The organism is Bradyrhizobium diazoefficiens (assembly GCF_016616235.1).
Lineage (GTDB): Bacteria > Pseudomonadota > Alphaproteobacteria > Rhizobiales > Xanthobacteraceae > Bradyrhizobium > Bradyrhizobium diazoefficiens_H.
The window spans coordinates 545,696-571,115 of the sequence record NZ_CP067100.1 but is presented as its reverse complement, the minus strand read 5'-3'; the positions used below and the strand labels follow the sequence as shown (position 1 = coordinate 571,115).

Below are 25,420 nucleotides of genomic sequence, written 5' to 3'. Positions count from 1 at the left end.
CGAACGGTTACCGGCCGCCGCCGCGGGCCGTGCCGCGCTAACCGAGCCGCGCGGCCGCGGCAACGTCGCCGTCGGGACGGTGCTCCGCCAGGCAATCGTTGATGGCGGCGAGCAGCGCGTTGGGCGTGAACGGCTTGCGCAGACAGCGTGCCGCGCCAAGCTCGAGCGCCATCCGGAGGAAGTCCGGTGCAGGCGAATTCAGATTCGCGAAGGCATAGCCGGACATCGCGATCAGCGGAATGGCAGGCGCCTGCTCGTGGAAGATCCGGATCGATTCGAACCCGCGCATGTGCGGCATGAAGATATCGACGATCATCAGGTCGAACTGTTCGTGTTCGAGGGCCCGCAGCCCGGCTTCGCCTCCATCGGCGATCGTCACCCGAAAATTGTTGCGCTGGAGATAGATCTCGATGGCCATGCACACCATCGGGTCGTCGTCGACAACGAGAATATGGCGTAGACCTTCTGTCCTCGTTTGAGCTTCCCGTTCCGGCGATTCAATAATTGAATCGTGGGGCACGCCGTTCTCCTTTGCTTGCGATCGAGAAATGGAAAGTTGCGAATGTCGTCGGCCCGGCGCGGAAAACCGAGAGGATGAACGCGACATCTGCGGCCACACGGCGCCATGGCTCGGAGCAGTATCGGAGCGCGGTAGGCACTCGTCCAGCGGACCAGGCTGCGTGGGTCGAACCGTATCCGACCGCAGCCCGGACGCAATGGTTCCGGCTCATGAAGCCCCCTTTGCTGCTTTTTCCCGCGACGTGTGCAGGAACCGGCGCAAGGACCCGCAAACGAATCATCGCGCCCGTTCTCATTTCCGCCGCAAATCCGGCAGGCTGTCTGCCCTCTAACAGGTATATGGACGGCGCCACAACCATTACAATATAATTTTTCCGCCGTACAACTGGTGCCGAACAGGTACGGCGTCGGATCTTCATTCGAACGCGCCGATTAATCTTTCATGACCGCGAGCAGCCACCCGACCAATCAGTTGCTGCAAATGCTCGATGCGGCAGATCTCGATCTGCTGCGCCCCCATCTGGCGACCGTCGAAATGGTCAGGGAAACTGCCTTGGGCGAGGCCGGCGCCGCGCAAAGATACGTCTATTTCCCGCATGGCGGATCCGTCTCCATTGCCGTGGGCTTGTCCGAAGGACAGATGATCGAGGTCGCGTTGCTCGGTCGCGACGGCGTCGTGGGCGGCGGCGCGGCACTCGCCGACGGCATCGCGCCGGCCGACGCCATCGTTTTGTTCCCGGGAACTGCATCCATATTGGAGGTCGCCGCGTTCCGGGCGGTGGCTGCCGCGAGCGCACCGTTTCGTAGCCTCATGGTCCGCCATGAGCAGGCCCTGTTCGCGCATGCGCAGCAGTCGCTGCTTTGCAATACGCTCCACCCGGTCGAGGCGCGGCTGGCACGCTGGCTTTTGCGGGCCCGCGATCTCTCCGACAGCCAAATTCTTCCGCTGACACAGGAGGCGCTCGCGCAGATGATGGGCGTCAGGCGCAACGCCATTTCGCTGGTTGCCCACGCGCTGCAGCGGGCCGGCATCATTCGCTACAGCCGCGGCCAGATCGAGATCGTCGACCTCCGCGCGCTGGAAGCGACGTCCTGCGATTGCTACGCGGCGGTCAAGGCCCATCACATGCGCCTGGTTGGAGTCCAGCGGTGACGGGCGCGCCGACTGCATGCGGAGATGCACACAGCGCTGCGGGCAATCGACACGGTTGGAAACCTTTTCCCAATTGCCAATATATCCCGACGCGAAGATGATGAAACTAACCCGCGAAGGAAACGACGGGAAACGGGAGACGGTTTTGGAAACGATGGTGCGCCCATCCAACGGTTTCCTGTCCGCGCTGCCGGCAGACGATTACGAATTGATCCGCCCACACCTGCGCACGGTCGATCTGCCGCAAGACGCGGTGCTGGTCGAAACCGGCGAGACGCTGGCGCGCGCCTACTTCCCCCACCGCGGCATCATCTCGCTGGTGGTGAAGCTCGCCAAGGGCGAGCATGTGCAGGTCGCCATGGTCGGCCGCGACAGTGTGCTCGGGACACTCTCGACCATGGGCGATGCCTGCGCGCTCAACACGGCCATCGTGCTGATTCCCGGCGTCGCCTCCGTGATGGATCTCGACGTGCTGCGCAGCGCGGCCGAACAGAGCAGCGGCTTGCGCACGCTGCTCACGCGCCATGGGCTGGCGGTCTACGCCCAGGTGCAGCAGAGCGCGGGCTGCAACGCCGCCCATCCGGTGGAAGCGCGGCTGTCGCGCTGCCTGCTGCACACCCATGATCTGTCGGGCGACTACCGGCTGCTGCTGACCCAGGAGGCGATGGCGCAGATGATCGGGGCGCGGCGCAATAGCGTGTCGCTGGTCGCCAACACGCTGCAGCAGGCTAATTTCATCCATTACAGCCGCGGACACATCCAGATTCTCAATCTTGACGGACTGCGCCAGACCGCATGCGAATGCTACGCCACCGTAAAGGCCCAGTACGACCGCCTGCTCGGTCCGCGCTGACCCGCGCCCGCATATGGTAAACCTTCGGCTAACGCCGGCCTGCAAACGCAAATTGTCCTGCTACCGGAACTGAAATTCGAATGCCGTAGACACGGGGCTCGCGCCGGACCGGCCGCGACCGACCAACCGTGATCAGGACGGGCAAAGCCATGTTTGAAGTGACCGTCGCGCGCAGGCAGAAGGTGCTGGATGCTGAGCCCGCACGCGACCCTGGCGCATATCAGGCGCTGGTCGCCGAGATCGGTGAGGACGGCGCCGCTGAAGTGCGCGCCGTATTCTGGAGCGAGACCTGCGCGCGCCTGCAATTGTTCCGCACGCTTGCGCTCGCGCAGCACCACGCCAGGATCGCGCGCGAGGCCCATTCGCTGAAGAGTGCGGCCGGAACCTTCGGTTATGTCAGGCTCGCGGCGCTGGCGCTGCGGCTGGAGACAACCGCGGAGAGGCTTCACGAGAGCGAATTCCACGACCTGCTGGACCTCATGGATGCCGCCTTCGACGCCGCCTGCGCGCAGGAACCGCAGAGGTAGAAAACTGCGTGCAAAGCCCGCCGTACTTCTACGGTTTGGGATTTTTAGAGATGGCTAATCATAGGTGGCGATAGTCGCCGGAAACCAGGAGGTTTCCATGTTCACCTATGAGACCGCGGACCAGAAAGAAGTTCGTCGCTTCCGCATCGCGCAGTTCAACGGCCGGATGGCGACGGTGAAGGCTGGCGAGGCAACGGTGACTGGTTTCGTTCGCTCGGTGCTGGAGCAGGAATCGAGCATGCCGCCGCGCTGGACCATCACGATCATTCCGAACGCGCAGAGGGACGAGCCCAAGCCGCTGCGGCCTTCGCCGCGTACACGTCCATTCGCCGAAGACTATTTCTGAGCGCGATCGGGTTCCCGGCCTTTCGCAGGCCCGGGCAACGAAAGAGATCTCAATCGATCGAATGCAGCAGCGCCGCACGGACGAGGTCCGCGGTGTTGCGCGCGCCGAGCTTGCGCATCGCCTCGGCGCGATGGCTCTCGAACGTGCGCGGGCTGATCTGCATCCGCAGCGCGCCCTGCTTGTTCGAATAACCCTCGCTGATCAGCCGCAGCACCTCGCGCTCGCGCTTGGTCAGCCGCTTCTGGCCCGACACGCCGAGCAGCTCGGCGCTGGACAGGCGCTGCGGCTGCGCCAAGCGGGCGGGCTTCAATTCGGCATCCTCGGCGCCGGACGGGATCGGTAGAGCACTCTTGTGAGGACCGGCAAGCTGCTTGACGAGGCCGCACACGCGCTCGGTCTGCGCCAGCGCGTTCTCGACCACGCGCTGCAGATAGACACGGTCGGCCGTGACAGGCGCGAGCTGATCGCTGTGATGCTTGATCTCGCCCATGTAGAGCAGCAGCGCAGTCAGGGGACCGTTGAGCTCGCGGGCGATGGCGGCCGCCATTTCATCGGCGGCCTTGGCCCGGACCGCATTCACGCGGACGAAATCGAGCTCATCGGCTGGAGCAGCGCCGCTCTCGAACCATTCAGACGGCCGCGAATCGGTGGCCGTATCATTCTGTGACCCCATGTCACTCGTTTACCGGAACCGACCCCGCTCTGTGGTTAACAATTTACTCCGTAAGACTACGGTGATTTTGACGGTTTTGTGCTGAAATATCGACCTCGGCACAATTTGTGCTTGCGGGCCGCGGCGACCGGCCCCGCCAAGGTTGAGATTTCCGCACAGAAATCCGGGCAGCGCGCGGAAACCGCCTCCACCGCGGGGCCCTGCCGGACCTCCGCAGCTCCTGGTTTTTACGGATTAATTAACGGCGATTTGCTTCTCTAGCAGATTGAGAGCGCGCAAATGCCTCCCCGCATCGAGCCTGTCGGCCCTTGCGGGAAACGCTGCGGAAGATTGCGTGCCATGAACGAGGTCGATCGGCTGTCGGAATTCCTGCAGAGGCTGACGCCACTGTCGCGCAGCTGTCTGCTCAGCGAGCTGGAGCGGCTCGAGCTGTGCGGCATCGACATGCCGGGCTCGGCCGACATCCTGGCGCGCCTGCGCGCCGAGTTTCGCAAGGACGGATCGACCCAGGCGCGCGCCGCCAGCCCCTCCCGCTATTTCTTCGCGCCGCTCGAACTGCTGCTGATCGACGGCGCGCCCGAGCATGCCAACGCCGGGCGGATTTCCCGCAACACGCTGACTCCGATCTGGGAGTGGATCTGCCGCGACCTGCTGCCGACCATGGCGCGCGACTACGTCAAGGCGATCAGCGACCAGGTCGCCGCCAACAATCAGAAGGAAGTGCTGAAGACCGCCGCGACCTTCCAGATCAAGGTCGTCAAGGTGCTCGAGAACACGCTGGCCTCGGCGGAGAGCGCCGAGTTCGCACGCGGCAGGCTCGCGCAATACACGGCCTCGCGCACCGCCTTCGACGATGCGAAGAAGATGCAGCAGGTGCTGCGCGCCGGCGATGCGCTGCCCAAGTTCAACGAAAAGCTGCCCGAGAAGATCGCGACGTTCGACGACGGTCAGGTGGCGCGGGTCACCGTCCAGCTCGACGCCTTCAAGAAGGCCCATCCCGGCGCGCTGCCCTTCGCGCTGACGCTGGTGGCGCGGCGGCTGAAGACGTCCTGGCAATTGGTGCGCCTCGCCACCAAGGCGGCCGCGAGCAAGAGCGCCGCCGACGTCGCCGCCACGCCCTATGCCTGTGTCGTTGACATGGTGCTCGACCGGCTCGACGACAAGCGGCTGGCGCTGCGCGTAGCGCTCCGCCACAACCGCGTGCTGATCGCCCGCGACCTGCTCGCCGAGATCTACGATATCGAATATGCGCTCAAGGTCCGCATCGACGGCCTCGAAACTTGCGAATGGGGCGTCCGCCTCCAGCACTTGATGGACGCGATCGCCGCGCTGGTGTCCGCCGAGGTGAGCCGCTTCCCCTCCAATGTCGGACACATTCTCGGCTCGCGACGGCTGCGCAGTCACGACACGCTCGGCGGCAAGCTCTCCTATCTGGCCTGGAAGGGACGCGATGCGGTGCACGACGGCGCGGCGGCGTTTCGCAAATTGATCGGGCAGACCTGATCTCGCAGCTAAAGCGCGATGCGATTGGGATGCATCGCCGTCGCGTCTTAGCTCTTCGTTTGAGCATGATCTTTTCGGAAAACCGCTGCACACTTTTCCGGATCATGCTTTAGCGCGGCAGGCACAGGAAGCGATCGAGAAATCGCCCTGACAGCACCAATCTGAACCACCAATAGATCATTCGCCGCATCGACATAGCTGTAATCCTCGACAGCCCACCACCGGCTGTGCGGAGCAATAGCGCAGCTGCAGCAATGCGCATGTGACGTGCTTCACATTCTCGCTGCCGCGGCCGGACCGCATTGTCGCAGAATCGTCACGAGCGAAGGCGGAACATGCGCGCATCGCGCGAAAATGAGTTCTTCGATCACGTCTGCCGCTCCTATCCTCCGATGCACCTGGAGAGCAACGGGAAGGAGATTGCGATGAGATCGGCCCGACTGACATTGACGATGACGGCGCTGCTGATGGGAGCGCTGGCGCTCACCTCGACGACGACGGCGCAGACCACCCCGCCGCAAGGCAATGCCGCACCGACCGCCGACAATGCGGTGCTGCTCACCGTGTTCTTCAAGCACGATCAGTCCCGTCCGTTGAACGAGCTCAATGCGCAGCTCGATAAGCAGGGCTTCCACAAGGCATTTCCGCCGTCCGGCGTCGAGGTCGTGAGCTGGTACGTGATGATGGGCATCGGCCAGGTGATCACGTTGCGCCTGCCGGCCTCTCGCTTGCGCGAGGTCAACCGCCTCATCGAGGACACCGCGTGGGGCGCCTACCGCACCGAGTTCTATCCGAACTACGATTACAAGGCGGTCGGCATGGCCCAACACGACAAGGCCACAGCCAATTGAGGGCGGCGTTATTCAATTAGGCGAAGCGCGCGCAGCTTCGTCCAATTGCAGGACAGGGGGAGCGCGCGCTGCCAAACCGGCCTTTGCGAAAATCCCGCATGATTGTCGCAACGCGCCTGCGCAACACGCCGGCAGACGTAAAAACTTCTCGAAGAAGATGCGGACAATTTTAGAAATGATGCAGGCTTTAACGTTACCCAGATAATTCAACAATCGGCTGAAGCCCTCCTTATTTGAAACCGCTCCCGTCGCTAACACCGGTCGCGGAACGGAGTGGTTTGCGATGAACGATGAAATTGTTGAGTTCGCCGGTCGGAGGCCGAGGACCTTCGGACGGCGAAAGGTGATGCCGCGCGCATGCGTCGCCGACGGCAAGCGCCATCTGCGCGCCTTCCTCGCCGAGGTGCTGGAGGATTTCGGCTTCGTCACCAGCCAATGCGCCAGCGCGGACGAGCTGCAGACCGTGCTCGCCGGCGAGCTGCCGGATCTGATCCTGTTCGGCGTCGCCGCCGACGGCATCGAGCCCGGCACGTTCCTGGAGACGCTGGTGCGCGAGGCCTTCGACGGCAAGGTCCTCACCGTCGGCGCCCGCGACTCGATCATCGTCAGGGCGGTGCAGCAGGTCGGCGAGGAATATGGCCTTGCGATGCTGCCGCCGCTGACCACGCCCTTTGCCGCGGAGACGCTGCGCGAGCGCGTCGCGATGCTGCTGCCGGAGGAGCCGGCGCCGAGCCCGGCCGTGCATGTCGGCGAGGCCCTGCACGCCGGCTGGCTCGAGCTCTGGTACCAGCCCAAGATCGACGCGCGCACGCTGATCCGCAGCGGCGCGGAAGCCTTGGTGCGGATGCGGCATCCAACCTGGGGCGTGGTACCGCCCGCCTATTTCATCTCCGAAGAGCACGACCCGCACTTTCGCGACCTCTCGGAATTCGTGATCGAGCGCGCCATGCAGGACTGGCACTATCTGCTGGAGCAGCAGAGCCCGGCCGATCTCTCGATCAACTTGCCGGCGTCCTATCTGAAGGAGCCGCAGGCGGTGCGCGATCTCTGCCGCCGCATGCCGACGCATCCGGCGTTCGGCGGACTGACGATCGGGATCGACGCCGAAGAGGCGATCCGCGACCTCGATCTCCTCGTCGAGGTCGCGCGCGAGGTGCGCCTGCACAATATCGGCCTGTCGATCGACAATCTCGGCGCCAACTGGCCCTCGCTGATGGATCTCGGCAAGATACCCTTCATCAAGCTGAAAGCGGACCCCCACTTCGTCACCGGCAGCGCCAACGACCGCCTCAAGCGCACGGTGTGCCGTCACATCGTCGAGCTCGCGCAGGGCTACGGCGCGCGCACCGTGGCCGAAGGCGTCGAGAGCCGCGCCGACCTCGTCGCCGCCAACGAGCTCGGCTTCGACCTCGTGCAGGGCTTTCTGTTCGGCAAGCCGATGCCGCTGAAGAAGTTTGCCAGGAGCGCGCTGACGCGGACGGTGCTGGAGCAGGTATGAGCGGCCGGGAGCATCGTCGAGTTCGCAGGGCTACGACGTGCGCGCCATTGCCGAAGGCAAGATGCCGCGTCAGGCAAACCGCCGCGCGAAGAACACGCAGGCGACGACGAGCGCGGTCGCGGCGATCATGCTCCAGGCGACCGGCTCGTGCAGCAGCAAGCCTGCGAGCGCGAGGCCGAAGAACGGCTGGAGCTGTTGCAGCTGGCCGACGCGCGCGATGCCTCCGGTTGCAAGGCCGCGGTACCAGAAGAGGAAGCCGATAAACATGCTGAAGATCGAGACGTAGGCAAGCCCGATCCAGGCCGGCACGCTGACGCCGCTCCATGCCGGCGGCGAGGTCAGGGCAGCAACGGGCAGCATCAACGGCAGCGCGAGCAGCAGCGCCCAGGAGATCACCTGCCAGCCGCCGAGGCGGCGCGACAGCGCAGCGCCCTCGGCATAGCCGAGCCCGCACAGCACGATCGCGGCGACCATCAGGAGATCGCCGGTGGTTGATGCCGAGCCGTCGCCGGAGAGGGCGAAGCCGGCCACCGTGGCGCTGCCGAGCACGGCGAACAGCCAGAACAGCGGCTGCGGCCGCTCGCCGCCGCGCAGCACGGCGAAGACCGCGGTCGACAGCGGCAACAGGCCGATGAAGACGATCGAATGCGCCGAGGTGATGTGCTGGAGCGCGAGCGCGGTCAGCAGCGGAAAGCCGATCACGACGCCGATCGACACAATGGTGAGCGAGGCGAGATCCTTCCGCTGCGGCCGCGCCTGATGCAACAGGCCGAGCACGGCGGCGCCGATCAGCGCCGCGATGACCGCACGTGCGGAGGTCAGGAACAGCGCGGAGAAGCCGCCGACCGCCACGCGCGTCGCCGGCAGCGAGCCGCTGAAGATGATGACGCCGAGAAGCCCGTTGCCCCAGCCACTGCCTGCAGATTGCATGTCCGTCCCATTGTTTTGAGACGCGACATTCGGCCCTCTGCGCTGGTGGGACCAGCGACAATCCAGTACAATCCCGCAAAACTGTATGGGTATGGAAGGTCATACACCTTGGGCGACGCGGCGCAAACGAAGGGACGCGGCGGAACGCGGACCCTGGATGTGATGAGCGCGATCCGCGCCAAGATCGCAGGCCGCGCGCTTCTTGCCGGCGACCGCCTGCCCTCGATCCGCAGCCTTGCGACGACGATCGGTGTTTCGCCGTCCACCGTCGTCGAGGCCTATGACCGGCTCGCCGCCGAAGGCCTGATCCGCGCCCGCCGCGGCTCGGGCTTCTACGTTTCACCGCTGGCTGCGCCGCCGCTGGCTCTTGCCGCGGCCGAGCCGCGTCGCGACCGCGCGGTCGACCCGTTCTGGGTCTCCAGGCAATCGCTCGATACGGATGCGGCCGTGCCAAAGCCGGGTTGCGGCTGGCTGCCGCCGGACTGGATGCCGGAACATGCCTTGCGACGCGCCACCCGCGCGCTGGCACGGGCCGAGGTAAGTGCGTTGACCAATTACGGCTCGACCTCGGGCTCTCTCGCCCTGCGCCGCCTGCTGCTCGCGCGCCTCGCCGAAGACGAGATCGAGGCCTCGATCAACCAGTTGATGTTGACCGGTTCGGGCACGCAGGCGACCGACCTGATCTGCCGCTTCCTGCTCCGGCCCGCCGACACCGTGCTGGTCGACGATCCCTGCTACTTCAATTTTCGCGCGCTGCTGCGGGCGCATCAGGTCAGGGTCGTGAGCGTGCCCTACACGCCGTCGGGCCCGGACGTTGCGCACTTCGAGCAGGTCCTCGCCGCCGAAAGGCCACGGCTCTACATCACCAATTCAGCGCTGCACAATCCCACAGGCGCGACGCTCTCGCTGCAGGCCGCGCACCGGCTCCTAACCGCGGCTGCCGCGCACGAGCTCACTATCGTCGAGGACGACATCTTTGGTGATTTCGAGCCGGAGCGCTCGCCGCGCCTGGCTGCGCTGGATGGCTTGAACCGCGTGATCCGCATCGGCAGCTTCTCCAAGACGCTATCGGCCTCGGTGCGCTGCGGCTACATCGCCGCGCGGCCCGACTGGATCGAGCATCTCGTCGATCTCCAGGTCGCAACCAGCTTTGGCGGCCCGAGCCCGGTTGCAACGGAGATCGTCGCCAAGGTGCTGGCCGGCGGCAGCTACCGCAAGCACATGGACGAGCTCAGGCAGCGACTCGCGCGCGCCCGCCGCGATGTGGCGCGCAAGCTTCAGGCTTTGGGACTGGAGCCCTGGCTGATGCCGCGCGGCGGGTTTTTTCTCTGGTGCCGCCTCGCGGGCGGGCAGGACGCCACAGCGGTTGCGCGAGCAGCGCTCGAGGAGGATATCGTGCTCGCGCCTGGCAATGTGTTCAGCGTGGCGCAGACGGCGCAAGACTTCCTGCGCTTCAACGTGGCCCACATGAACGATCCGCGGACGTGGGACGTGCTGCGGCGGGCGCTGAAGACGCGCCCGAATGACCGATAGCCGGGACCCGGCCATCGATAGACCGAGCCGCAGCGGCCACGCAGGCGGAAGACGGAACCGCCCTAATTCGCCTTGATGCCGGCCTCGCTGATGAGCTTGCCCCATTTCGCGCTTTCGTCCTGAATGAACCTGCCGAACTGCTCCGGCGAGGTGGGCGCGGGCTCCGCTCCGAGGGTCCGGATCTTCTCGACCACCGCCGGGTCCTTCAGGGCCTTCACGAAAGCTTCGTTCAACCTGCCGATGATCTCCGCAGGCGTGCCGGCGGGAGCAACGAGGCCGAACCAGCCGACGGATTCGAAACCGGCAATACCGCTCTCGGCAAGCGTCGGCACATCGGGCAAGGAGGGCAGACGGCGCGCCGAGGAGACGCCGATCGCGTTGAGCTTACCTTCCAGGATCAGCTGCCGCGATGCGGGAATGTCCAGCACCGCGAACGGGACATGGCCTGCGAGGACGTCGACCGTCGCCGGTGCGGTGCCGCGATAGGGAACGAGCTCCATGGCGATCCCGGTCTTCTGCATGAACAGCGCGGCGGTCAGATGCATGGCCGTCGAATTGCCGCCGTGCCCGATCGACAGCGCACCCGGCTTTGCCTTGGCGAGCGCGATCGTCTCGGCTGCATTGTGCGCCGGCACGTCTGCGGACGCGACGAGCACGAAGGGAATTTCCGCAAGCAGGGTGATGGGCGCGAGATCCCTGGGGTCGAACGGCATCGACGAATTGAGATGCTCCGGGTGCCCAGCGGCAGCACGGCGAAAATCGCGGTCGTCAGCATGGCCAGGATGCGGCGCCTTGCAACGTGAAACACGTTCTCCCTCCTCGATCCATTCTCGCTTTCGCCAGCGGCAGGCAGGCGGCAGCTCGATCTTCCTTTACACCGCCGCGCCGGTGAGACGCGCCAGCAGGCCTTGCGGATCGTCGGGTGCGGCCGGCCCGCGCCAGGCGATGTGCTGGTCGGGGCGTACCAGCACCAGCTTCTCGGCATAGGCACCGTTCGCCTCATCCGCCGCAATGTCGATCAGGGCAAGCGGCATGCCGCGCGCTTCGGCGGCGGACGTCAGCCGCGACACGTCCATCACAGGATCGAACCGCAGCAGATTGTAGCCCGGTCCGAACGCATCGTAGAGCGATCGGCCGTCGCGCAGGAACAGATGCGGCGCGCGGGCGCCCGGCACCGTGGAGGGCGTAAAGCTTCCCATCGCGTAGGCCGGCGGGGTCTCGCCGTCATAGGCGATGATCGGCGAGGCATCGTAATAGTAGCCGAAGTTGAGGCCGGCGCAGCAATATTGCTGCACGTTGAGATCGTAGGCTGCCCTTGCAAGCGCCGCGCGCGCCGCGTGGCCGCGCGGCGTGTCGTCCTCGATCTCCGCCGAGACGCCGCCGCGCTGCGCCATCATCTTCATGGCGTGGTCCATTGCAAAGCGCGACACCTGCTCGGTAATGGGCTGACGCTCGGCCTCGTAGGCATCGAGGATCGAGGCCGGCGCCCATCCGTTCAGATGCGCCGCCAATTGCCAGCAGAGGTCGACGGCGTCGGCTATGCCCGCATTCATCCCGTAGCCGGCATAGGGCATCCACAGATGCGCGGCGTCGCCGCAGATGAAGACCCTGCGGTCACGGAAGCGATCGGCCACGAGGCGACGCCCGACCCAGTCCTCCTTGCTCAGGACCCGATATTCGAAGCGCTCGTCGACGCCGAGGATGGCGCGGATGGCCCAGTCGCGATCGACCGAGTCGAACTCGGGCTCGTCGGGCTTCAGGTGATTGTGGATCAGCCAGCGGTCTTGGCCGTCGATGGCGACCGTGGTGCCGGAGCGACGCGGATTGAGCGAGAGCACCATCCACGCCGGCTTGTGCGCGCCCATCAGCTCCTTGAGTTGCGGAGCCTCGATATAGGTCGACTGTACGCGCTGGATCACCGGTGTCCCGGACAGGCTTGCACCGATCGATTTGCGGACCAGCGAACGGCTGCCGTCGCACCCGATGACAAAACTGGCTTCGATGCGGAGCGAGCTTCCGCTGTCGAGATCGCGCGCCAGCGCGACCACATCGCCGTCGCCCTGTTCGATCTCGGTGATCTCGGTGCGCGCCAGAATGGTGATCCGCGGCTGGGCCGCCGCATGACTGAACAGGATCGGCTCGAGGTAGATCTGGTTGATCCGGTGCGGTGGCTCGGGCGTCGGCCACCAGGTGTCGGGGCCGCCGGTCGCACTGTAGCGGCGCGCGCGGCAGGGGATGTCGATGCGGCACAGCTCGATGCCGGTCGCCGTGGTGCGATAGGAGCAATCGTTCGGGAAGTCGGCGGGCAGACCGGCCTCGCGCAGCTTCGCGGCGACGCCGAGCCTTCGGAAGATCTCCATCGAGCGCGCCGAGACGTGGTTGCATTTGACGCTCGGCGGATCACCGGCGTGGCGGATCTCCGCGACGACGACGTCGATTCCGCGCGAGGCCAGATCCATCGCCGCGGTCAACCCCACGGGCCCGGCGCCTACCACCAGCACCTGCGTTTTCATGCTCGTTTCCGTCCCTTGCAGCGCTGCGGATTTGCCGTCCGCGCGGGGTGCATTCTATTGCAGGCCCGGTTATGCGATAAGCCGGAAAGAAATCATCAATTCATCAGTTTTACCTATGAATGTCACTTTGCGGCAATTGCGGGCCTTCACCGCCGTGTACCGGACGCGCAGCATCACGCGCGCCGCGGGCGAGCTCGGCATCACGCAATCGGCGGCGAGCCTCCTGATCCAGCAGCTCGAGGACCAGCTCGGCGTCAAGCTATTCGATCGCTCGACCCGGTCGGTGCAGCCGACGCTGGCCGCCGATGAGGCGCTCCACGCCGCCGAACGGATGCTGGGCGATGCGCAGGGCTTGTCGCGGCGCATGCGCGATCTTGCGCAGGCGCGCGCCGGCCGCGTTGCCTTCGTGGCCTCGGCGGGCGCCGCTTCGGCGCTGCTGCCGCCGGTGCTCGCGAAATTCCGCGCAGGCTATCCCGAGATCGAGATCGACATGCGCGATGTTGCCGCCGACGATCTCGTTCCGCGCCTGATCGCAACCGATGCGGAGTTCGCGATCGGCAGCGTCGAGGGTGAATTCGCGGAGATGACGATCGAGACCCTGACACGCGGGCGCTTGAGCGCGATCGGCCGCCGCACCGCCGACTTCGCCGCACGGCGCTCATTGAGTTGGGACGAGCTGGCGCAACTGCCGACGATCGCGATGCGGCGGGAGACGCGGATCCGCATGCAGATCGATCAGGCGCTGGGCACGCAGGGCAAGCACCTCGCCCCGACCTATGAAGTGACGCTGATCAACACCGCGCTCGCGATGACGGCGCAGGGTCTCGGCCTTGCCATCCTTCCCGCGACGATGCTGCCGGCCGAGCAGTTTCCGACGTTGATTGCGAGGCCGCTGGTGCGCCCGGCCATCACCCGCCCGGTGTCGCTGCTGCAGCGACGAGGCCGAACGTTATCGCCGGCCGCGCAGGCGTTTGTGGCGATGGCGCGGATGGTGCTGGCAGGATGATCGGGCAATTATGGCGGAGAGGGAGGGATTCGAACCCCCGATAGGCTTGCACCTATGCCGCATTTCGAGTGCGGTGCATTCAACCACTCTGCCACCTCTCCTGAAGGTGCCGTGAGGGGCAGGAACCCCTGTGGTCGGGCCGTGTAATAGGCGAGGACGGCGGGCCAGACAAGGCGCGAAAGGCGAAAATCCGCAGCCTCGCTTGCCTCCATCCCTTTTTCACCTTCAGGGAACCGCCATGGAGCACCTCACGATCAAGGCCAACGGCGCCAATTTCCACCTGGTCCGCGCGGGCGAGGGAAAACCGCTGCTTTTGCTGCACGGGTGGCCGGAATTCTGGCTGACCTGGGAGCCGGTGATGGCGCGGCTCGCCGACCGATTCATGCTGATCGCGCCCGATCTGCGCGGCTTCGGCGACAGCGACAAGCCGGATGGGCCTTTCGGGCCGGACGGCCACACCGCAGACATGCTGGCGCTGATGGACGGACTCGGCATCGCGCGATTCGGAGTGGTCGGCCACGATGTCGGCGGCGCGGTGATGCAGCCGCTGGCCCGACAGGCGGGCGAGCGGCTCGCAGGGCTTTTCTTCTTCGATTTCGTCTATCCCGGCATCGGGCCGCGCATGGCCGCCCCTGATCGGCTCAACCACATCTGGTATCAGTCCTTCCACCAGATGGAGATGGCGCCGGCGCTGGTCGGCGCGAGCCGCGAGAGCTGCCGGCTCTATATCAGCCATTTCCTCAAAGGCTGGGCGCATCGCAAAGATGCCTTCGACGACGTGCTCGACGCGTTCGGCGACAATTTCTTCAAGGGCGGCAATCTCGCCGGCGGCTTTGCGCATTACCGCGCCTCGCATGCCGGGCGCGTCGCGATGATGAAAGGTGAAGCGAAACCGCTTCCGCCGATCGAGGTGCCGACCTGCGTGCGCTGGGCCGAGCACGATCCGCTGTTTCCCTATGCCTGGACCGACCGGCTGGGCGAGACCTTCAGCAATGTCGATCTTGCGATGTTCACCGGCGTCGGACACTTCCCCCATCGCGAGGATCCGGATCGCGCGGCCGCGGAGATCTCGGCCTTCTTTCAGCGCATCGGCTGGAGCTGAGAATGGGTGGGACCGCCAGACGCGGTAAACACTGGCGGTCCCGGTGCCGCTCATTGAAATACTGGCTGGGAAGGGCGGCTTCGCCGGCCAGAGTGGGCGACGCTTCGACCGTAGCGTGCAACCCGTGCGCCGCAACGCAAAGTGGTCCTTAACCTAACCAGTCAAGGTTACTCCTTGTCGTTCTTGTTGTTTTCCTTGCCCTTCTTCTTGCCGTTCTCCGTGGAATCACGGTCCTTGCCGTTGCCGTTCTTGCGGCGGTTGGTGAAGCGGGCATTGCCGAGCCCGGTGCCGATGGTGAGCACGCCCCAGCGCTCGACATGCTGCATGAACGGCACTTCCGAAAGGCCCTGAACCACGCCGTCATTGTGCATCAGGATCGCGGTGTCGTGCTCGCCGATCGTCGGGATGGCCTCGACGAGGCTCGCCGGCAGGTTGAACTTGCTGCTCTCCCAATTGCCCGGCAGGTTCTGCGCCCCCTTCTCGATCGAGCCGTCCGCGTTGATCACGCCGGGACAGGCGATGCCGATGAAGGGCGCGAGCTTGAAACCTTCGGCTTCGGCGTCCTCGATGAGGCCCTCGAGCATCTTGACCAGCCGCTTCACCGCAGTTTCGCGGCTCGGCTCGTCATCGGCGTGGCGCCACAGATCGGATTTGAAGACGACGGCCTTGGACAGGTCGGACGCCTTTTTCCAGCGGGTCTCGACGATCCCGCAGCGGATGTTGGTGCCGCCGATGTCGACCGCGAGAATGCTGTCATAGGCCTCGAAAATCCAGGTCGGTGCGAGATGCAGCGCGCCGATCAATCCGGCATCGTCCGGATCGAAGCGGATCGGCACCAGATCGACCTTGAAGCCCTCCGACTTGAGAATGATCTCGGCCCGGGCAATGGCAATTTCGCCGAGCCGGCTGGCGCGAAAGCCGCCGCCGACCACGATGCACTCGGTCTTGGCCCAGGCCTTGGTCTTGAGAAACCGGCGCGTGACGTAAGCCAGCTCCTGCGCGAACTCCTCGATCGCGCTGTGCACGACGGCCGTGGCCTCGGTATCGTCGCCGACCAGAACGGCATCGAGGGTCTTCTTGCTGATCTTGTCGGACGGCTCGTCGCCGAACGGATCCTCGCCGCTCTTGCGCAACGGCTTGCGCCACTCCTCGAGGATCTCGCGAAACGCTCCCTTGCTGGCGCGGTCGCCGAGAAAACCGTCCTCGTCCTTGATCTCGACGTTGAAGCTGTCGACGTCGACCGAGGGCAGGCGGCTCGCCCCGTGCTGGGCGATGCCCGTTGTCTTGACCAGTTCGTCCGTTGCCATCGGTGCCCTTGCCCGCTTACCTGTTCCGGCCTTGACAACGGCGCGGGAACTCGTTGGTTGCAAACCGGCCGCAGATTCGGAAAGGCGGCCTTGTTCGATAAGCGAGCTTTGCGGGCCGCCAAATCCTTCAAATCTGGCCGTTTTCGCCGGCTTTTCCTTGACTTGTCGGGACCAGCGGCTATAAGTCCCACAGCCGGCGCGGGGCGTTTCTCGCGCCGCTTGTTTTTGCGTGGGCTTTCAAAGGGATAACTCCCGCCCGCACAAAACGCGCTTAAACCCATAGCGACTGACAAAAAGCCGGCCCGGACGATGTTCGTCCCGAGGCCGGGATTGAACACGGAGAAAAAACGATGTTCGCAGTCATCAAAACCGGCGGCAAGCAATACCGCGTCGTGCCGGATGATGTTCTCGAAGTAGGCAAGATCGAAGGCGAAGTCGGCTCGATCGTGCAGTTGAACGAAGTCCTCGTGGTCGGCGGCGACACGCCGGTCCTCGGCGTTCCGACGGTGGCAGGCGCCTCCGTTGCGGTCGAGGTGCTCGACCACAAGCGGGGGCCGAAGGTCATCGCGTTCAAGAAGCGCCGCCGCAAGAATTCGCGCCGCAAGCGCGGCTACCGCGACGAAATCACGGTGCTGCGCGTCAGCGAGATCCTGACGGACAACGCCAAGCCCACCAAGGGCCCGCGTCCGAAGCGGGAGAAGGTGGCCAAGGAGCCGACAGCGGAAGCCGCCGAATAGATAGCTTTGATCACGCCAATTCACGAATTGATGCGTGAGACATCGTGAAATGATTCCGTCAAGGAATTGACCTAGACATACGCAGGATTTCGGAGACGAGCCATGGCTCACAAAAAGGCAGGCGGTTCATCGCGTAACGGACGCGATTCCAAGGGTAAGCGCCTCGGCATCAAGGCGTTCGGCGGGGAGATCGTCACTCCCGGCAACATCATTGCGCGTCAGCGCGGCACCACCTGGCACCCCGGCCTTAATGTCGGCATGGGCACGGACCACACTCTGTTCGCCAAGGTCGAGGGTCGTGTTGCGTTCCAGGCTAAAGCCAACGGCCGCACCTTCGTATCGGTACTCCCGATCGCAGAGGCGGCTGAATAGACGGTGGATCAAATTGGAGTCCGCCGGTCCTGACTGAACCGGCGGAGTCCCAGAGATCATAGCGATCGAAGGCTCCAGGGGAGGCGGGAAACCGGCCTCCCTTTTCGTTTGAACTGCTCACTTTTGATTTAGTGACTTTGACGGAGCCGGACATGTTGCAGGATTTCTCGGGCGTGACCTTGCGGGAGGCGAGGCCGAGCGTCGTTGCCACCGAGCGGCTGACCTTGCGGCGGCCGACCCTCGCCGATGTCAGGACCATCGCCCAGCTCGCCAACGACCGCCGTATCGCGGAGAACACCCGCCGCCTCCCCCATCCCTATTCGCAGGACGACGCCGTCGAATTCGTCCGCGCCACCGCCGCGCTCGGCAGCGAGACCGTGTTCCTGATCGAGCACGATAGCGGGCCGGTCGGCATGGTCGGCATCGACTGCTCCACGCCCGGCAATGCCGAGCTCGGCTACTGGCTCGGCGTCGAGCATTGGGGCCGGGGCTATGCCACCGAGGCCGCGCGCGGCGCCATCGACTTCTTTTTCGAGGAGTTCGAGGACGATCATCTCTATGCCGGCGCGCGCGTCACCAATCCGGCCTCGCGCAAGGTGCTGGAGAAGTGCGGCTTCCAGTGGAGCGGCGTGCAGTTGCACCGCTTCCTGGCGCTGGGCTCCTCGACGCCGGTCGATTGCTTCCGCCTCTCACGCGGGGTGTGGTCGTCGCTGAAGAGCTGGAGCAGCGCGCGAAGGATGAGGTGATTTACCCTCCCCTGGAGGGGCATGGGCGCTAGGTTATGCGTTTGTGTAGATAGTCGCATTGTTTTCTGCGCCGGCGTGGCGGTTCGCAGAAGTGCCGGCGGGCTCGGGTGAAGAGATTACAGAAAGCCTGCCAGAGAAGTGGTCCACGAATGGCGGCACGAACGGTCGCCAGGGCGATCTTCATGAGGCGCCAACGCGATGGGCTTGCTTGTGGTGGTTCCGAACTCAGAGGGGAAAGAGTCCGGGACTTGCCCGGCGATCTGTTCAGCGATGATGGCGACGATCAGTCTGGCGTAGATCCACGCCCGCGCAAGTTCAGGCTTCTTGGCTGGCAGCATGTCGAGCCCGGCTAAGCTCTTGAACCGCTTGAATGCCAGCTCGATCTGCCAGCGGAAGCGATAGAGGGCGAGGACATCGGCCGGTGGGAAGGTGGCGACTGGCAGCGAGGTAAGGAGAAGAATGTACTTCGCCGCCTCGAGACTGCGTGGATCGGGTTGCTTGCCGCGCTTCTTGGCATCCTTGAGCAGGCGCTTTCGCTCGGTTTCGGCCTGCTCCGGCGGCTTGCGTCGCACGACGAGGCGCAGGATCAGCGGCTCCGGCGGTGGAGTCTTTGTCTGGCCCTCGTGGACGCGAACTTGCAGCTCGCTTTCCTGTTCCGACTGAGCCGCGAGAGCGGCAAACAGATCAAAGGGCTCGCCATTGGCCTGCAACAGGCGCAACGAGTTCCAGCCAGTCCGCACGATGAAGTCTGCACCGGCTTCGATCACCGGCCGCAGATCGCGCGGCCTCGCATAATAGCGGTCGCCCAGCACGATATCGCCGTGTGCGTAGGTGAGGCGCTGAAGATTCTCCGCGCCATGCACGTCGGTTAGCTCAAGCTGATCAACCTGACCCGTTGCCAGATCGTAGCCGACGTGCAGCCGCCACGTCGTACGGTCAGCTCCCGGTTCGCAGATCGAGGTTCCGTCGAGTGCACGCAGGCGATACCCAACCCAGCTCCCCGCCGTCATTTTGGCCTGTTCGGCGATCAGCGCAGCCACAATGTCACCAAGCCAGGGCGCGGCTTTACACAGCCGATCGAGCAGTGATGGATCGGACAAACGGACGATGCCGCCGGCTTCCGCCCACACACACGTCTCACGCAGCGACATGCCCAAGCCGCCATAGGCAAGCGCCAACCGCAACAGCGTCTCGGCGTTCTTAATCTCCCGCGCCCGGGTAAAGGCTCCGCGTAACCGCGCCGTGGCTTCCAGGTCGAAGCCTCCCGGAAGTCGCGCACTCACCTCCGGCCAATGATCCAGAATCTCAGGACGAATCTTCATCCCAAGTTTGAATCATATCGAGATTCTTCGTGTCCAGAGCTAAACCTAGCGCCTATGCCCTGGAGGGGGAGGGTCGATCGCGCGAAGCGCGAGCGGGGTGGGGTGATCTCTCCACTCGGGCAGCGTTCAATGCGGAGAGACGGTCACCCCACCCCGCTGCGCATTGCGCTTCGCTGCATGCGTAGCGACCCTCCCCCTCCAGGGCAGGGTGGGCGTCACACCGGCGGATTCACTTCCGCGCTCTGCCGCCCCAAATCGCGCTCGCGCAAATAGATGTAGAATCCGGCGCCGATGATGATTGCAGCGCCGACGATGGTGGCGACCTCGGGCACGTCGCCGAACACGACGAAGCCGAAGATCACGGCCCAGACGATCATCGAATACTGGTACGGCACCACGACGCTGGCCGGCGCCAGCTTCAGCGAGCGGTTGACGCAGAACAGCGCGGTCACCGAAATGAGCCCGGCCGCAGCGAAAATCACGAGGCTGCCCGGGGTCGGCGGCACCCAGTGGAATGCCGAGAGCACGGCACCGAGCGAAAACGTGCCGATGAATTGCGAGGATGCCATCACGATATCGGGCGTCTTGCGCAGGCTGCGCGTGATCAGCATCAGGGTCGCGAAGGACAGGCTGCCGCCGAGCGCGATCAGCGCCGGCAGGCTCACCGTCTGCGCCGACGGCCGCAGCGCGATCAGCACGCCGCAGAAGCCGATCAGGATCGCCGTCCACCGCCGCCAGCCGACCTTCTCGCCCAGGAAGATCGCCGACATCGCGGTGACGAAGATGGGACCGGCCAGATAATAGGTGATGACGTCCGCGAGCGGCAGATAGACGGTCGCGAGGAAGAAGGCGGCGACTTCCAGCGTCGACAGGATGACGCGGAAGAGCTGCAGCAAAGGCCGCTCGAGCTGCAGGAACTGGTGACGCTGCTTCCAGATCATCGGCGACAACAGCAGCAGCGCCGCGCAGGCGCGCAGGAACAAGAGCTGCCCCACCGAATAGGTCCCGACCAGGAACTTGCCCATGGCATCGCCGAACGAGAACATGAAGATCGACAGCAGCATCAGCGCGATGCCGGCAAGGCGCGCGGAGCGATCGTCATAGGCCGAGAGAGTCTTGAAGAAGGGCATCGCTGCCGTTGTAATCGCGTGAACGCGCGGGACAAGCCCGCCTTGGACGAATTGAACGCATTGTCGCATTGCGCGCCGCGCGGTACGGATCAGGCTCCGAATTCGTCCCGATGGTGCAGCGCATGACCGATTTCGATCCAAGCCAGCATCGCATGATTCCTGGGCAGCGCTGGTTTGAGGATTTCGTGGTCGGCGAACGCTTCGTGCTGCCGAGCCGGACCCAGACCACCGCGGTGTTCGCGGCGTTCCAGACCGCGAGCGGCGACACCCATCCGGTGCACTACGATGTCGAATATTGCCGCAGCCGCGGCATGCCGCATCTCTTGGCGCACGGTTTTCAGACGCTGATCCACACCGCGCCCGGCGCCGGCCTGTTTCCGTTCATGGTTGAGGAGTCGCTGGTCGGCTTCCTCGAACAGTCGAGCCGGTTCCTCAAACCCGTATTCGCCGACGACACCATCTATCCGGCGCTTGAGGTCACCGAGCTCGTGCCAGGACGTTCGACCGGCGTGGTGACGCTTCGGAGCACCGTGTTCAACCAGCGCAAGGAATTGGTGCTGGAGGGGATGCAGAAATTTCTGATCCGCCGCCGGCCCGTTTGACGTCGTCCTGAGGTTAAGCAAAGGCCGGAATTCGCGGAAATTCGGCGGATTTGCGGGTCATGGCGGGTTGCCGCGCGGGACCGGCTGGCCTACCTATGACCCATGAAATTCCTTGACGAAGCAAAGGTCTATATCCGCTCCGGTGACGGCGGCAATGGCTGCGTGGCGTTCCGCCGCGAGAAGTTCATCGAATTCGGCGGTCCCTCCGGCGGCAATGGCGGCCGCGGCGGCAATGTCATCATCGAGGTCGCCGACGGTCTCAACACGCTGATCGACTACCGCTACCAGCAGCACTTCAAGGCCCAGAAGGGCGAGAACGGCTCGGGCTCGGACCGCCACGGCGCCAACGGCAAGAACATCGTTCTGAAGGTCCCCTTGGGCACGCAGATCTTCGACGAGGACCGCGAGACCCTGATCCATGACTTCACCAATGTCGGCGAGAAATTCGTGCTCGCCGAGGGCGGCAATGGCGGCTTCGGCAACGCGCATTTCAAAACCTCGACCAACCGCGCGCCGCGCAACGCCAATCCCGGCCAGCCCGGCGAGGAGCGCTGGATCTGGCTGCGCCTGAAGCTGATCGCGGATGCTGGCCTGGTCGGCATGCCCAACGCCGGCAAGTCGACCTTCCTGTCCAAGGTCAGCGCGGCGCGGCCGAAGATCGCCGACTATCCCTTCACCACGCTGCATCCGCAGCTCGGCGTCGTGAACGCCGACGGCCGCGAATTCGTGCTGGCCGACATTCCCGGCCTGATCGAAGGCGCGCATGAAGGCACCGGCCTCGGCGATCGCTTCCTCGGCCATGTCGAGCGCTGCCGCGTGCTGCTGCATCTGATCGACGCAACCTGTGAGCACGCCGGCAAGGCCTACAAGACGGTGCGGAAGGAGCTCGATGCCTATGGCGGGCTGCTCACCGACAAGATCGAGATCGTCGCGCTGAACAAGATCGACGCGGTCGCGCCGGACGAATTGAAGAAGCAGAAGGACCGCTTGAAGCGCGCCGCCAAGAAGACGCCGCTGCTGCTCTCAGGCATTACCGGCGATGGCGTCAAGGAAGCGCTCCGCGCGCTTGTCGAGGTGATCGGCGAGGCCCCGGTGTCTGCCAAGGCGAAGAGCGCAGCCGAAGCGGAGCCGTGGTCGGCGTAGCAGGGCGGCGCTCTCTCAACACCTCTCCCTTCGGGAGAGGTTTTCTTCGCACTATCAATAGCGCAATGTCCTGCAAACGAAGATGGAGCGATAGGCATGGCGCGCGCGAAGAACGTTCTCTGGATCATGTGCGACCAGCTTCGCTATGATTATCTCGGCTGCACCGGCCATCCGACGCTGAAGACGCCGAACATCGACGCCATGGCCAGGCGCGGCGTGCTCTTCACCAAGGCGTATGTGCAGTCGCCGATCTGCGGGCCGTCGCGGATGTCGTTCTATACCGGACGCTACATGCGCTCGCACGGTTCGCACTGGAATGGCTGGCCGCTGCGCGTCGGCGAGCCCACGCTCGGCGATCACCTGAAGAAGATTGGTGTGCGCAATGTGCTGGTCGGCAAAACCCACATGGCGCCCGATCTGGAAGGCATGAAGGCGCTCGGTATCCCGCCGGAATCGATGATCGGCGTCCACGTCGCCGAATGCGGGTTTGAACCTTACGAGCGCGACGACGGGCTGCATCCGACCGGAAGGCCGCGGCCGAAATACGATGAGTATCTGCGAAAGCAGGGCTTTGACGCGCCGAACCCCTGGGAGCACTGGGCCAATTCAGGGGCCGCGGAGGACGGCAGCTTGCAGAACGGCTGGCTGCTGGTGCACGCCGACAAGGCCGCGCGCGTGCCGGAGGAGCATTCCGAAACGCCCTACATGACGCGGCGCGCGATGGACTTCATCACCGAGGCCGAGACCGACGGCCGCCCGTGGTGCCTGCATCTGTCCTACATCAAGCCGCACTGGCCCTATATCGCGCCAGAGCCTTATGCGAGCATGTATTCAACGGACGACATGATTCCGGTGATCCGCTCCGAGCGCGAGCGCTCGAGCCCGCATCCGGTGTTCGGCGCCTATATGGACATGCGCTACTCCCGCAACATGGCGCGCGACGACGCCCGCGAGAAGGTGATCCCGACCTATATGGGCCTGATCACCCAGATCGACGACCAGATGGGCGTGTTGATGAAATTCCTGGAGGCGCGCGGCCTCACGGACACCACCATGATCGTGTTCACCTCCGATCATGGCGACTATCTCGGCGATCACTGGATGGGCGAGAAGGACCTGTTCCACGAGCAATCCGCGAAGATCCCGCTGATCGTCATCGATCCGTCCAGGGAAGCCGATGCCACGCGCGGCACGCGCTGCGACGCCCTGGTGGAAGGTATCGATCTGGCGCCGACCTTCGTCGATTATTTCGGCGGCAAGGTGCCGGGCCACATCCTCGAAGGGCGCTCGCTGCTGCCGCTGCTGCGGGGACCGACGCCGCCGGACTGGCGCAAGGTGGCGTTCTCCGAATACGACTATGCGATGCAGGACGTGCGGCTGAAGCTGAATCAGCCGATCGAGCGCTGCCGCCTGTTCATGGTGTTCGACGGCCGCTGGAAATACATCCACGCCTCCGGCTTCCGCCCCATGCTGTACGACCTCGAAACCGATCCGCAGGAATATGTCGATCGCGGCGACGACCCCGAGTGCGCCGGCATCATCGCAAAGCTCCAGGCCGAGCTGTTCGACTGGGCGCTGCATCCGAACGACCACATCACCACGCCGCGCGAGAAGATCGCGAACTATGCCGACAACCAGCTGCAGGTGAAGGGTGGGATTTTGATCGGCATCTGGGACGAGAAAGAGCTCGCGGCGATCAAGGACGGCATCGCCCAGCGCGCGAAGATGTGAGTTGCTCTTTGCCTCTCCTCGCCTGCGGGGAGAGGCCGGAATTTGCGAGAGCAATTCCGGGTGAGGGGGGGGGACTCTCCGCGAGTCCAACTGTCAGTGTCTTTGCCGAGCCAGCCCCTCACCCCAACCCTCTCAGCGCGAGCGAAGCTCGTCGCGGCCCCGTAAGAACGGGGAGAGGGAGAACACCTCAATTCTCGATCTTGTATCCCGTCGCCTTCACGATCGGCTGCCAGAATGCCGTGTTGGCGGCGAGTTCCTTCGACAATCCGTCCGCGCTGCTCCCGATCGGGATCAGGCCGATTCCCGTGAGCTTCTCCTTCACCTCGGGCTTGGCGAGCGCAGCGCTCGCGGCGGCGCCCAGCTTGCTCGCGAATTCCGGCGGGCTGCCGGCCGGGAGCCACATCCCGTACCAGGCGTCCGCGACGAGATCGACGCCGCTCTCTTTCAGCGTCGGAACATCAGGGGCGAACGGCGACCGCGCCGCGCTCGCGACCGCGATGATCTTCACGCTCTTGGCGCGATGCTGCGGCAGCGCGTCCGCCAATGTCGTGATGCCGAACGAGGTATGGCCGCCGACGAGATCGTTGAGCATCGGCGCGCTGCCGCGATAAGGCACGCGGGTCAGCGGAATGCCGAGATCCTTCTCGAGCTTGGAGCCCATGAAGTGCGGGATGGTGCCGTTGCTTGGCACCCCGAACGACGTCGTGTCGGGATGCGCCTTCAGCCAGGCGACAAAGCCCTTGAAGTCGGCGGCATCCATCGCCGGTCCGACCACGAGCGCGAATTCGAAGCGCGCCAGCAGCGACACCGGCATGAAATCCTTGGCCGAGTCGAAGCTCGGCGTCGTCTCCACCATCGGCAGCAGATACATCGTCGGCCCGGTCGTCACCAGCACCATGCTGCCGTCGGCACTCGCCCCCTTCACCGCCTTGATGCCGATCAGACCGTCGCCGCCGGTGCGGTTTTCCACTACGATAGTCCGTTGCAGCACCGGGGCCATTTCCTGCGCGATTAGCCGGCACAGCGTGTCGCCGCCCGCTCCGGCCGCGAACGGAAAGATGATTTTTGTCAGCCCAGCCTGCGCTTGTGCTCGACCCGTTTCCGTCAAAAGCGGCAGCCCGAGACATCCGGCGATGAATTCGCGGCGATCCATTCGTTTCCTCCGGCCCATTATCGTGGGCGGCAATTAGAGCCAGGCGGCCGCGCGACACAAGCCGACATTGGTGCCGGTTTACCGTGCGGGCCGCCTTGCGCCGGCCATCGTCCTGCTGCAAAAGCTGCCCTCATCAGCGCCTGCCGCTCCGCCGTCTCCCGAGCAATTCG

At 64.7% G+C, this 25,420-nt stretch carries 25 protein-coding genes and 1 tRNA gene; 16 read left to right on the top strand and 10 right to left on the bottom strand.

Annotation, left to right across the window (positions count from 1 at the left end; translation table 11 throughout):
• Positions 1-37: 37 nt before the first annotated feature.
• On the bottom strand, positions 38-520 hold the full coding sequence (locus JJB99_RS02700; RefSeq protein WP_200500021.1) for a response regulator: 483 nt from the start codon (positions 518-520) through the stop codon (positions 38-40).
• Between the two features lie 441 nt (positions 521-961).
• Between JJB99_RS02700 and JJB99_RS02695 the strand changes: the two genes are divergently transcribed.
• The 4 genes from JJB99_RS02695 to JJB99_RS02680 all read left to right on the top strand — a co-directional run bounded on the left by JJB99_RS02695 (position 962) and on the right by JJB99_RS02680 (position 3,398).
• Positions 962-1,672: a Crp/Fnr family transcriptional regulator gene (locus JJB99_RS02695; protein WP_200497273.1), complete on the top strand. Its 711-nt coding sequence runs from the start codon at positions 962-964 to the stop codon at positions 1,670-1,672.
• Positions 1,673-1,826: 154 nt separating this feature from the next.
• The gene (locus JJB99_RS02690) at positions 1,827-2,525 is read left to right on the top strand and encodes a Crp/Fnr family transcriptional regulator (RefSeq protein WP_200497272.1); all 699 of its coding nucleotides are present in this window, start codon (positions 1,827-1,829) and stop codon (positions 2,523-2,525) included.
• A 149-nt stretch (positions 2,526-2,674) separates the two neighbouring features.
• Positions 2,675-3,052, top strand: coding sequence for an Hpt domain-containing protein (locus JJB99_RS02685; protein ID WP_200497271.1), 378 nt, complete (start codon positions 2,675-2,677; stop codon positions 3,050-3,052).
• 97 nt (positions 3,053-3,149) lie between these two features.
• Positions 3,150-3,398 carry a hypothetical protein gene (locus JJB99_RS02680; RefSeq protein WP_200497270.1) on the top strand — a complete coding sequence of 83 codons (249 nt, stop codon included), beginning with the start codon at positions 3,150-3,152 and terminating at the stop codon, positions 3,396-3,398.
• 49 nt (positions 3,399-3,447) lie between these two features.
• On the opposite strand, the gene JJB99_RS02675 is transcribed toward JJB99_RS02680, so the two are convergent.
• A complete protein-coding gene (locus tag JJB99_RS02675; RefSeq protein ID WP_200497269.1) occupies positions 3,448-4,071 on the bottom strand; it encodes a helix-turn-helix domain-containing protein in 624 nt (207 codons plus the stop codon).
• Between the two features lie 339 nt (positions 4,072-4,410).
• Between JJB99_RS02675 and JJB99_RS02670 the strand changes: the two genes are divergently transcribed.
• From JJB99_RS02670 to JJB99_RS02660, 3 genes are all read left to right on the top strand, one after another.
• Positions 4,411-5,574, top strand: coding sequence for a hypothetical protein (locus JJB99_RS02670; protein WP_200497268.1), 1,164 nt, complete (start codon positions 4,411-4,413; stop codon positions 5,572-5,574).
• A gap of 425 nt (positions 5,575-5,999) precedes the next feature.
• Positions 6,000-6,425 carry a hypothetical protein gene (locus tag JJB99_RS02665; RefSeq protein ID WP_200497267.1) on the top strand — a complete coding sequence of 142 codons (426 nt, stop codon included), beginning with the start codon at positions 6,000-6,002 and terminating at the stop codon, positions 6,423-6,425.
• Positions 6,426-6,708: 283 nt separating this feature from the next.
• Positions 6,709-7,923: an EAL domain-containing response regulator gene (locus tag JJB99_RS02660; protein ID WP_200497266.1), complete on the top strand. Its 1,215-nt coding sequence runs from the start codon at positions 6,709-6,711 to the stop codon at positions 7,921-7,923.
• Positions 7,924-7,992: 69 nt separating this feature from the next.
• Here the strand turns inward: JJB99_RS02660 and JJB99_RS02655 are convergent, their stop codons facing one another.
• Positions 7,993-8,853, bottom strand: a complete 861-nt coding sequence (locus JJB99_RS02655) for a DMT family transporter (protein WP_200497265.1) — start codon at positions 8,851-8,853, stop codon at positions 7,993-7,995.
• Positions 8,854-9,015: 162 nt separating this feature from the next.
• On the opposite strand from JJB99_RS02655, the gene JJB99_RS02650 reads away from it, so the two are divergent.
• A complete protein-coding gene (locus tag JJB99_RS02650) occupies positions 9,016-10,386 on the top strand; it encodes a PLP-dependent aminotransferase family protein (protein ID WP_200497264.1) in 1,371 nt (456 codons plus the stop codon).
• Positions 10,387-10,448: 62 nt separating this feature from the next.
• On the opposite strand, the gene JJB99_RS02645 is transcribed toward JJB99_RS02650, so the two are convergent.
• Both JJB99_RS02645 and JJB99_RS02640 read right to left on the bottom strand, forming a co-directional pair.
• Positions 10,449-11,099: a Bug family tripartite tricarboxylate transporter substrate binding protein gene (locus JJB99_RS02645; protein ID WP_246775125.1), complete on the bottom strand. Its 651-nt coding sequence runs from the start codon at positions 11,097-11,099 to the stop codon at positions 10,449-10,451.
• A gap of 159 nt (positions 11,100-11,258) precedes the next feature.
• Positions 11,259-12,899 (bottom strand): FAD-dependent oxidoreductase, encoded by a 1,641-nt coding sequence (locus JJB99_RS02640; protein WP_200497263.1) that lies wholly within the window; start codon positions 12,897-12,899, stop codon positions 11,259-11,261.
• Between the two features lie 115 nt (positions 12,900-13,014).
• Here JJB99_RS02640 and JJB99_RS02635 point away from each other — a divergent pair, with 115 nt between their 5' ends.
• On the top strand, positions 13,015-13,905 hold the full coding sequence (locus JJB99_RS02635) for a LysR family transcriptional regulator (RefSeq protein ID WP_200497262.1): 891 nt from the start codon (positions 13,015-13,017) through the stop codon (positions 13,903-13,905).
• An 11-nt stretch (positions 13,906-13,916) separates the two neighbouring features.
• Here the strand turns inward: JJB99_RS02635 and JJB99_RS02630 are convergent.
• Positions 13,917-14,006, bottom strand: a tRNA-Ser gene (locus tag JJB99_RS02630).
• Between the two features lie 137 nt (positions 14,007-14,143).
• On the opposite strand from JJB99_RS02630, the gene JJB99_RS02625 reads away from it, so the two are divergent.
• Positions 14,144-15,007, top strand: a complete 864-nt coding sequence (locus JJB99_RS02625) for an alpha/beta fold hydrolase (RefSeq protein WP_200497261.1) — start codon at positions 14,144-14,146, stop codon at positions 15,005-15,007.
• Between the two features lie 167 nt (positions 15,008-15,174).
• Here the strand turns inward: JJB99_RS02625 and JJB99_RS02620 are convergent, their stop codons facing one another.
• Entirely contained in the window at positions 15,175-16,314 is a 1,140-nt protein-coding gene (locus JJB99_RS02620; protein WP_200497260.1) for an ROK family protein, read from the bottom strand.
• 350 nt (positions 16,315-16,664) lie between these two features.
• Here JJB99_RS02620 and rplU point away from each other — a divergent pair, with 350 nt between their 5' ends.
• From rplU to JJB99_RS02605, 3 genes are all read left to right on the top strand, one after another.
• Entirely contained in the window at positions 16,665-17,051 is a 387-nt protein-coding gene (rplU, locus tag JJB99_RS02615) for a 50S ribosomal protein L21 (RefSeq protein ID WP_200497259.1), read from the top strand.
• Between the two features lie 102 nt (positions 17,052-17,153).
• Positions 17,154-17,423: a 50S ribosomal protein L27 gene (gene rpmA, locus JJB99_RS02610; RefSeq protein WP_018643862.1), complete on the top strand. Its 270-nt coding sequence runs from the start codon at positions 17,154-17,156 to the stop codon at positions 17,421-17,423.
• Between the two features lie 152 nt (positions 17,424-17,575).
• Positions 17,576-18,169 (top strand): GNAT family N-acetyltransferase, encoded by a 594-nt coding sequence (locus JJB99_RS02605; protein ID WP_200497258.1) that lies wholly within the window; start codon positions 17,576-17,578, stop codon positions 18,167-18,169.
• A 116-nt stretch (positions 18,170-18,285) separates the two neighbouring features.
• On the opposite strand, the gene JJB99_RS02600 is transcribed toward JJB99_RS02605, so the two are convergent.
• Entirely contained in the window at positions 18,286-19,491 is a 1,206-nt protein-coding gene (locus tag JJB99_RS02600; RefSeq protein ID WP_200495226.1) for an IS4 family transposase, read from the bottom strand.
• A 215-nt stretch (positions 19,492-19,706) separates the two neighbouring features.
• Positions 19,707-20,621 (bottom strand): DMT family transporter, encoded by a 915-nt coding sequence (locus tag JJB99_RS02595; protein WP_200497257.1) that lies wholly within the window; start codon positions 20,619-20,621, stop codon positions 19,707-19,709.
• Positions 20,622-20,743: 122 nt separating this feature from the next.
• Between JJB99_RS02595 and JJB99_RS02590 the strand changes: the two genes are divergently transcribed.
• The 3 genes from JJB99_RS02590 (at position 20,744) to JJB99_RS02580 (ending at position 24,097) form a co-directional block, all read left to right on the top strand.
• Positions 20,744-21,223: a MaoC family dehydratase gene (locus JJB99_RS02590; protein WP_200497256.1), complete on the top strand. Its 480-nt coding sequence runs from the start codon at positions 20,744-20,746 to the stop codon at positions 21,221-21,223.
• 102 nt (positions 21,224-21,325) lie between these two features.
• On the top strand, positions 21,326-22,366 hold the full coding sequence (gene obgE, locus JJB99_RS02585) for a GTPase ObgE (protein WP_200497255.1): 1,041 nt from the start codon (positions 21,326-21,328) through the stop codon (positions 22,364-22,366).
• 96 nt (positions 22,367-22,462) lie between these two features.
• Positions 22,463-24,097, top strand: coding sequence for an alkaline phosphatase family protein (locus JJB99_RS02580; RefSeq protein WP_200497254.1), 1,635 nt, complete (start codon positions 22,463-22,465; stop codon positions 24,095-24,097).
• Between the two features lie 187 nt (positions 24,098-24,284).
• Here the strand turns inward: JJB99_RS02580 and JJB99_RS02575 are convergent, their stop codons facing one another.
• Positions 24,285-25,250, bottom strand: a complete 966-nt coding sequence (locus tag JJB99_RS02575; RefSeq protein WP_200497253.1) for a Bug family tripartite tricarboxylate transporter substrate binding protein — start codon at positions 25,248-25,250, stop codon at positions 24,285-24,287.
• Positions 25,251-25,420 lie beyond the last annotated feature (170 nt).

Bases quoted from the DNA above. Each gene is read 5' to 3' on its own strand.
- JJB99_RS02695 (WP_200497273.1), top strand. From the start codon at position 962: ATGACCGCGAGCAGCCACCCGACCAATCAGTTGCTGCAAATGCTCGAT.
- JJB99_RS02690 (WP_200497272.1), top strand. From the start codon at position 1,827: ATGGTGCGCCCATCCAACGGTTTCCTGTCCGCGCTGCCGGCAGACGAT.
- JJB99_RS02685 (WP_200497271.1), top strand. From the start codon at position 2,675: ATGTTTGAAGTGACCGTCGCGCGCAGGCAGAAGGTGCTGGATGCTGAG.
- JJB99_RS02680 (WP_200497270.1), top strand. From the start codon at position 3,150: ATGTTCACCTATGAGACCGCGGACCAGAAAGAAGTTCGTCGCTTCCGC.
- JJB99_RS02675 (WP_200497269.1), bottom strand. From the start codon at position 4,071: ATGGGGTCACAGAATGATACGGCCACCGATTCGCGGCCGTCTGAATGG.
- JJB99_RS02670 (WP_200497268.1), top strand. From the start codon at position 4,411: ATGAACGAGGTCGATCGGCTGTCGGAATTCCTGCAGAGGCTGACGCCA.
- JJB99_RS02665 (WP_200497267.1), top strand. From the start codon at position 6,000: ATGAGATCGGCCCGACTGACATTGACGATGACGGCGCTGCTGATGGGA.
- JJB99_RS02660 (WP_200497266.1), top strand. From the start codon at position 6,709: ATGAACGATGAAATTGTTGAGTTCGCCGGTCGGAGGCCGAGGACCTTC.
- JJB99_RS02655 (WP_200497265.1), bottom strand. From the start codon at position 8,853: ATGCAATCTGCAGGCAGTGGCTGGGGCAACGGGCTTCTCGGCGTCATC.
- JJB99_RS02650 (WP_200497264.1), top strand. From the start codon at position 9,016: ATGAGCGCGATCCGCGCCAAGATCGCAGGCCGCGCGCTTCTTGCCGGC.
- JJB99_RS02645 (WP_246775125.1), bottom strand. From the start codon at position 11,099: ATGCCGTTCGACCCCAGGGATCTCGCGCCCATCACCCTGCTTGCGGAA.
- JJB99_RS02640 (WP_200497263.1), bottom strand. From the start codon at position 12,899: ATGAAAACGCAGGTGCTGGTGGTAGGCGCCGGGCCCGTGGGGTTGACC.
- JJB99_RS02635 (WP_200497262.1), top strand. From the start codon at position 13,015: ATGAATGTCACTTTGCGGCAATTGCGGGCCTTCACCGCCGTGTACCGG.
- JJB99_RS02625 (WP_200497261.1), top strand. From the start codon at position 14,144: ATGGAGCACCTCACGATCAAGGCCAACGGCGCCAATTTCCACCTGGTC.
- JJB99_RS02620 (WP_200497260.1), bottom strand. From the start codon at position 16,314: ATGGCAACGGACGAACTGGTCAAGACAACGGGCATCGCCCAGCACGGG.
- rplU (WP_200497259.1), top strand. From the start codon at position 16,665: ATGTTCGCAGTCATCAAAACCGGCGGCAAGCAATACCGCGTCGTGCCG.
- rpmA (WP_018643862.1), top strand. From the start codon at position 17,154: ATGGCTCACAAAAAGGCAGGCGGTTCATCGCGTAACGGACGCGATTCC.
- JJB99_RS02605 (WP_200497258.1), top strand. From the start codon at position 17,576: ATGTTGCAGGATTTCTCGGGCGTGACCTTGCGGGAGGCGAGGCCGAGC.
- JJB99_RS02600 (WP_200495226.1), bottom strand. From the start codon at position 19,491: ATGAAGATTCGTCCTGAGATTCTGGATCATTGGCCGGAGGTGAGTGCG.
- JJB99_RS02595 (WP_200497257.1), bottom strand. From the start codon at position 20,621: ATGCCCTTCTTCAAGACTCTCTCGGCCTATGACGATCGCTCCGCGCGC.
- JJB99_RS02590 (WP_200497256.1), top strand. From the start codon at position 20,744: ATGACCGATTTCGATCCAAGCCAGCATCGCATGATTCCTGGGCAGCGC.
- obgE (WP_200497255.1), top strand. From the start codon at position 21,326: ATGAAATTCCTTGACGAAGCAAAGGTCTATATCCGCTCCGGTGACGGC.
- JJB99_RS02580 (WP_200497254.1), top strand. From the start codon at position 22,463: ATGGCGCGCGCGAAGAACGTTCTCTGGATCATGTGCGACCAGCTTCGC.
- JJB99_RS02575 (WP_200497253.1), bottom strand. From the start codon at position 25,250: ATGGATCGCCGCGAATTCATCGCCGGATGTCTCGGGCTGCCGCTTTTG.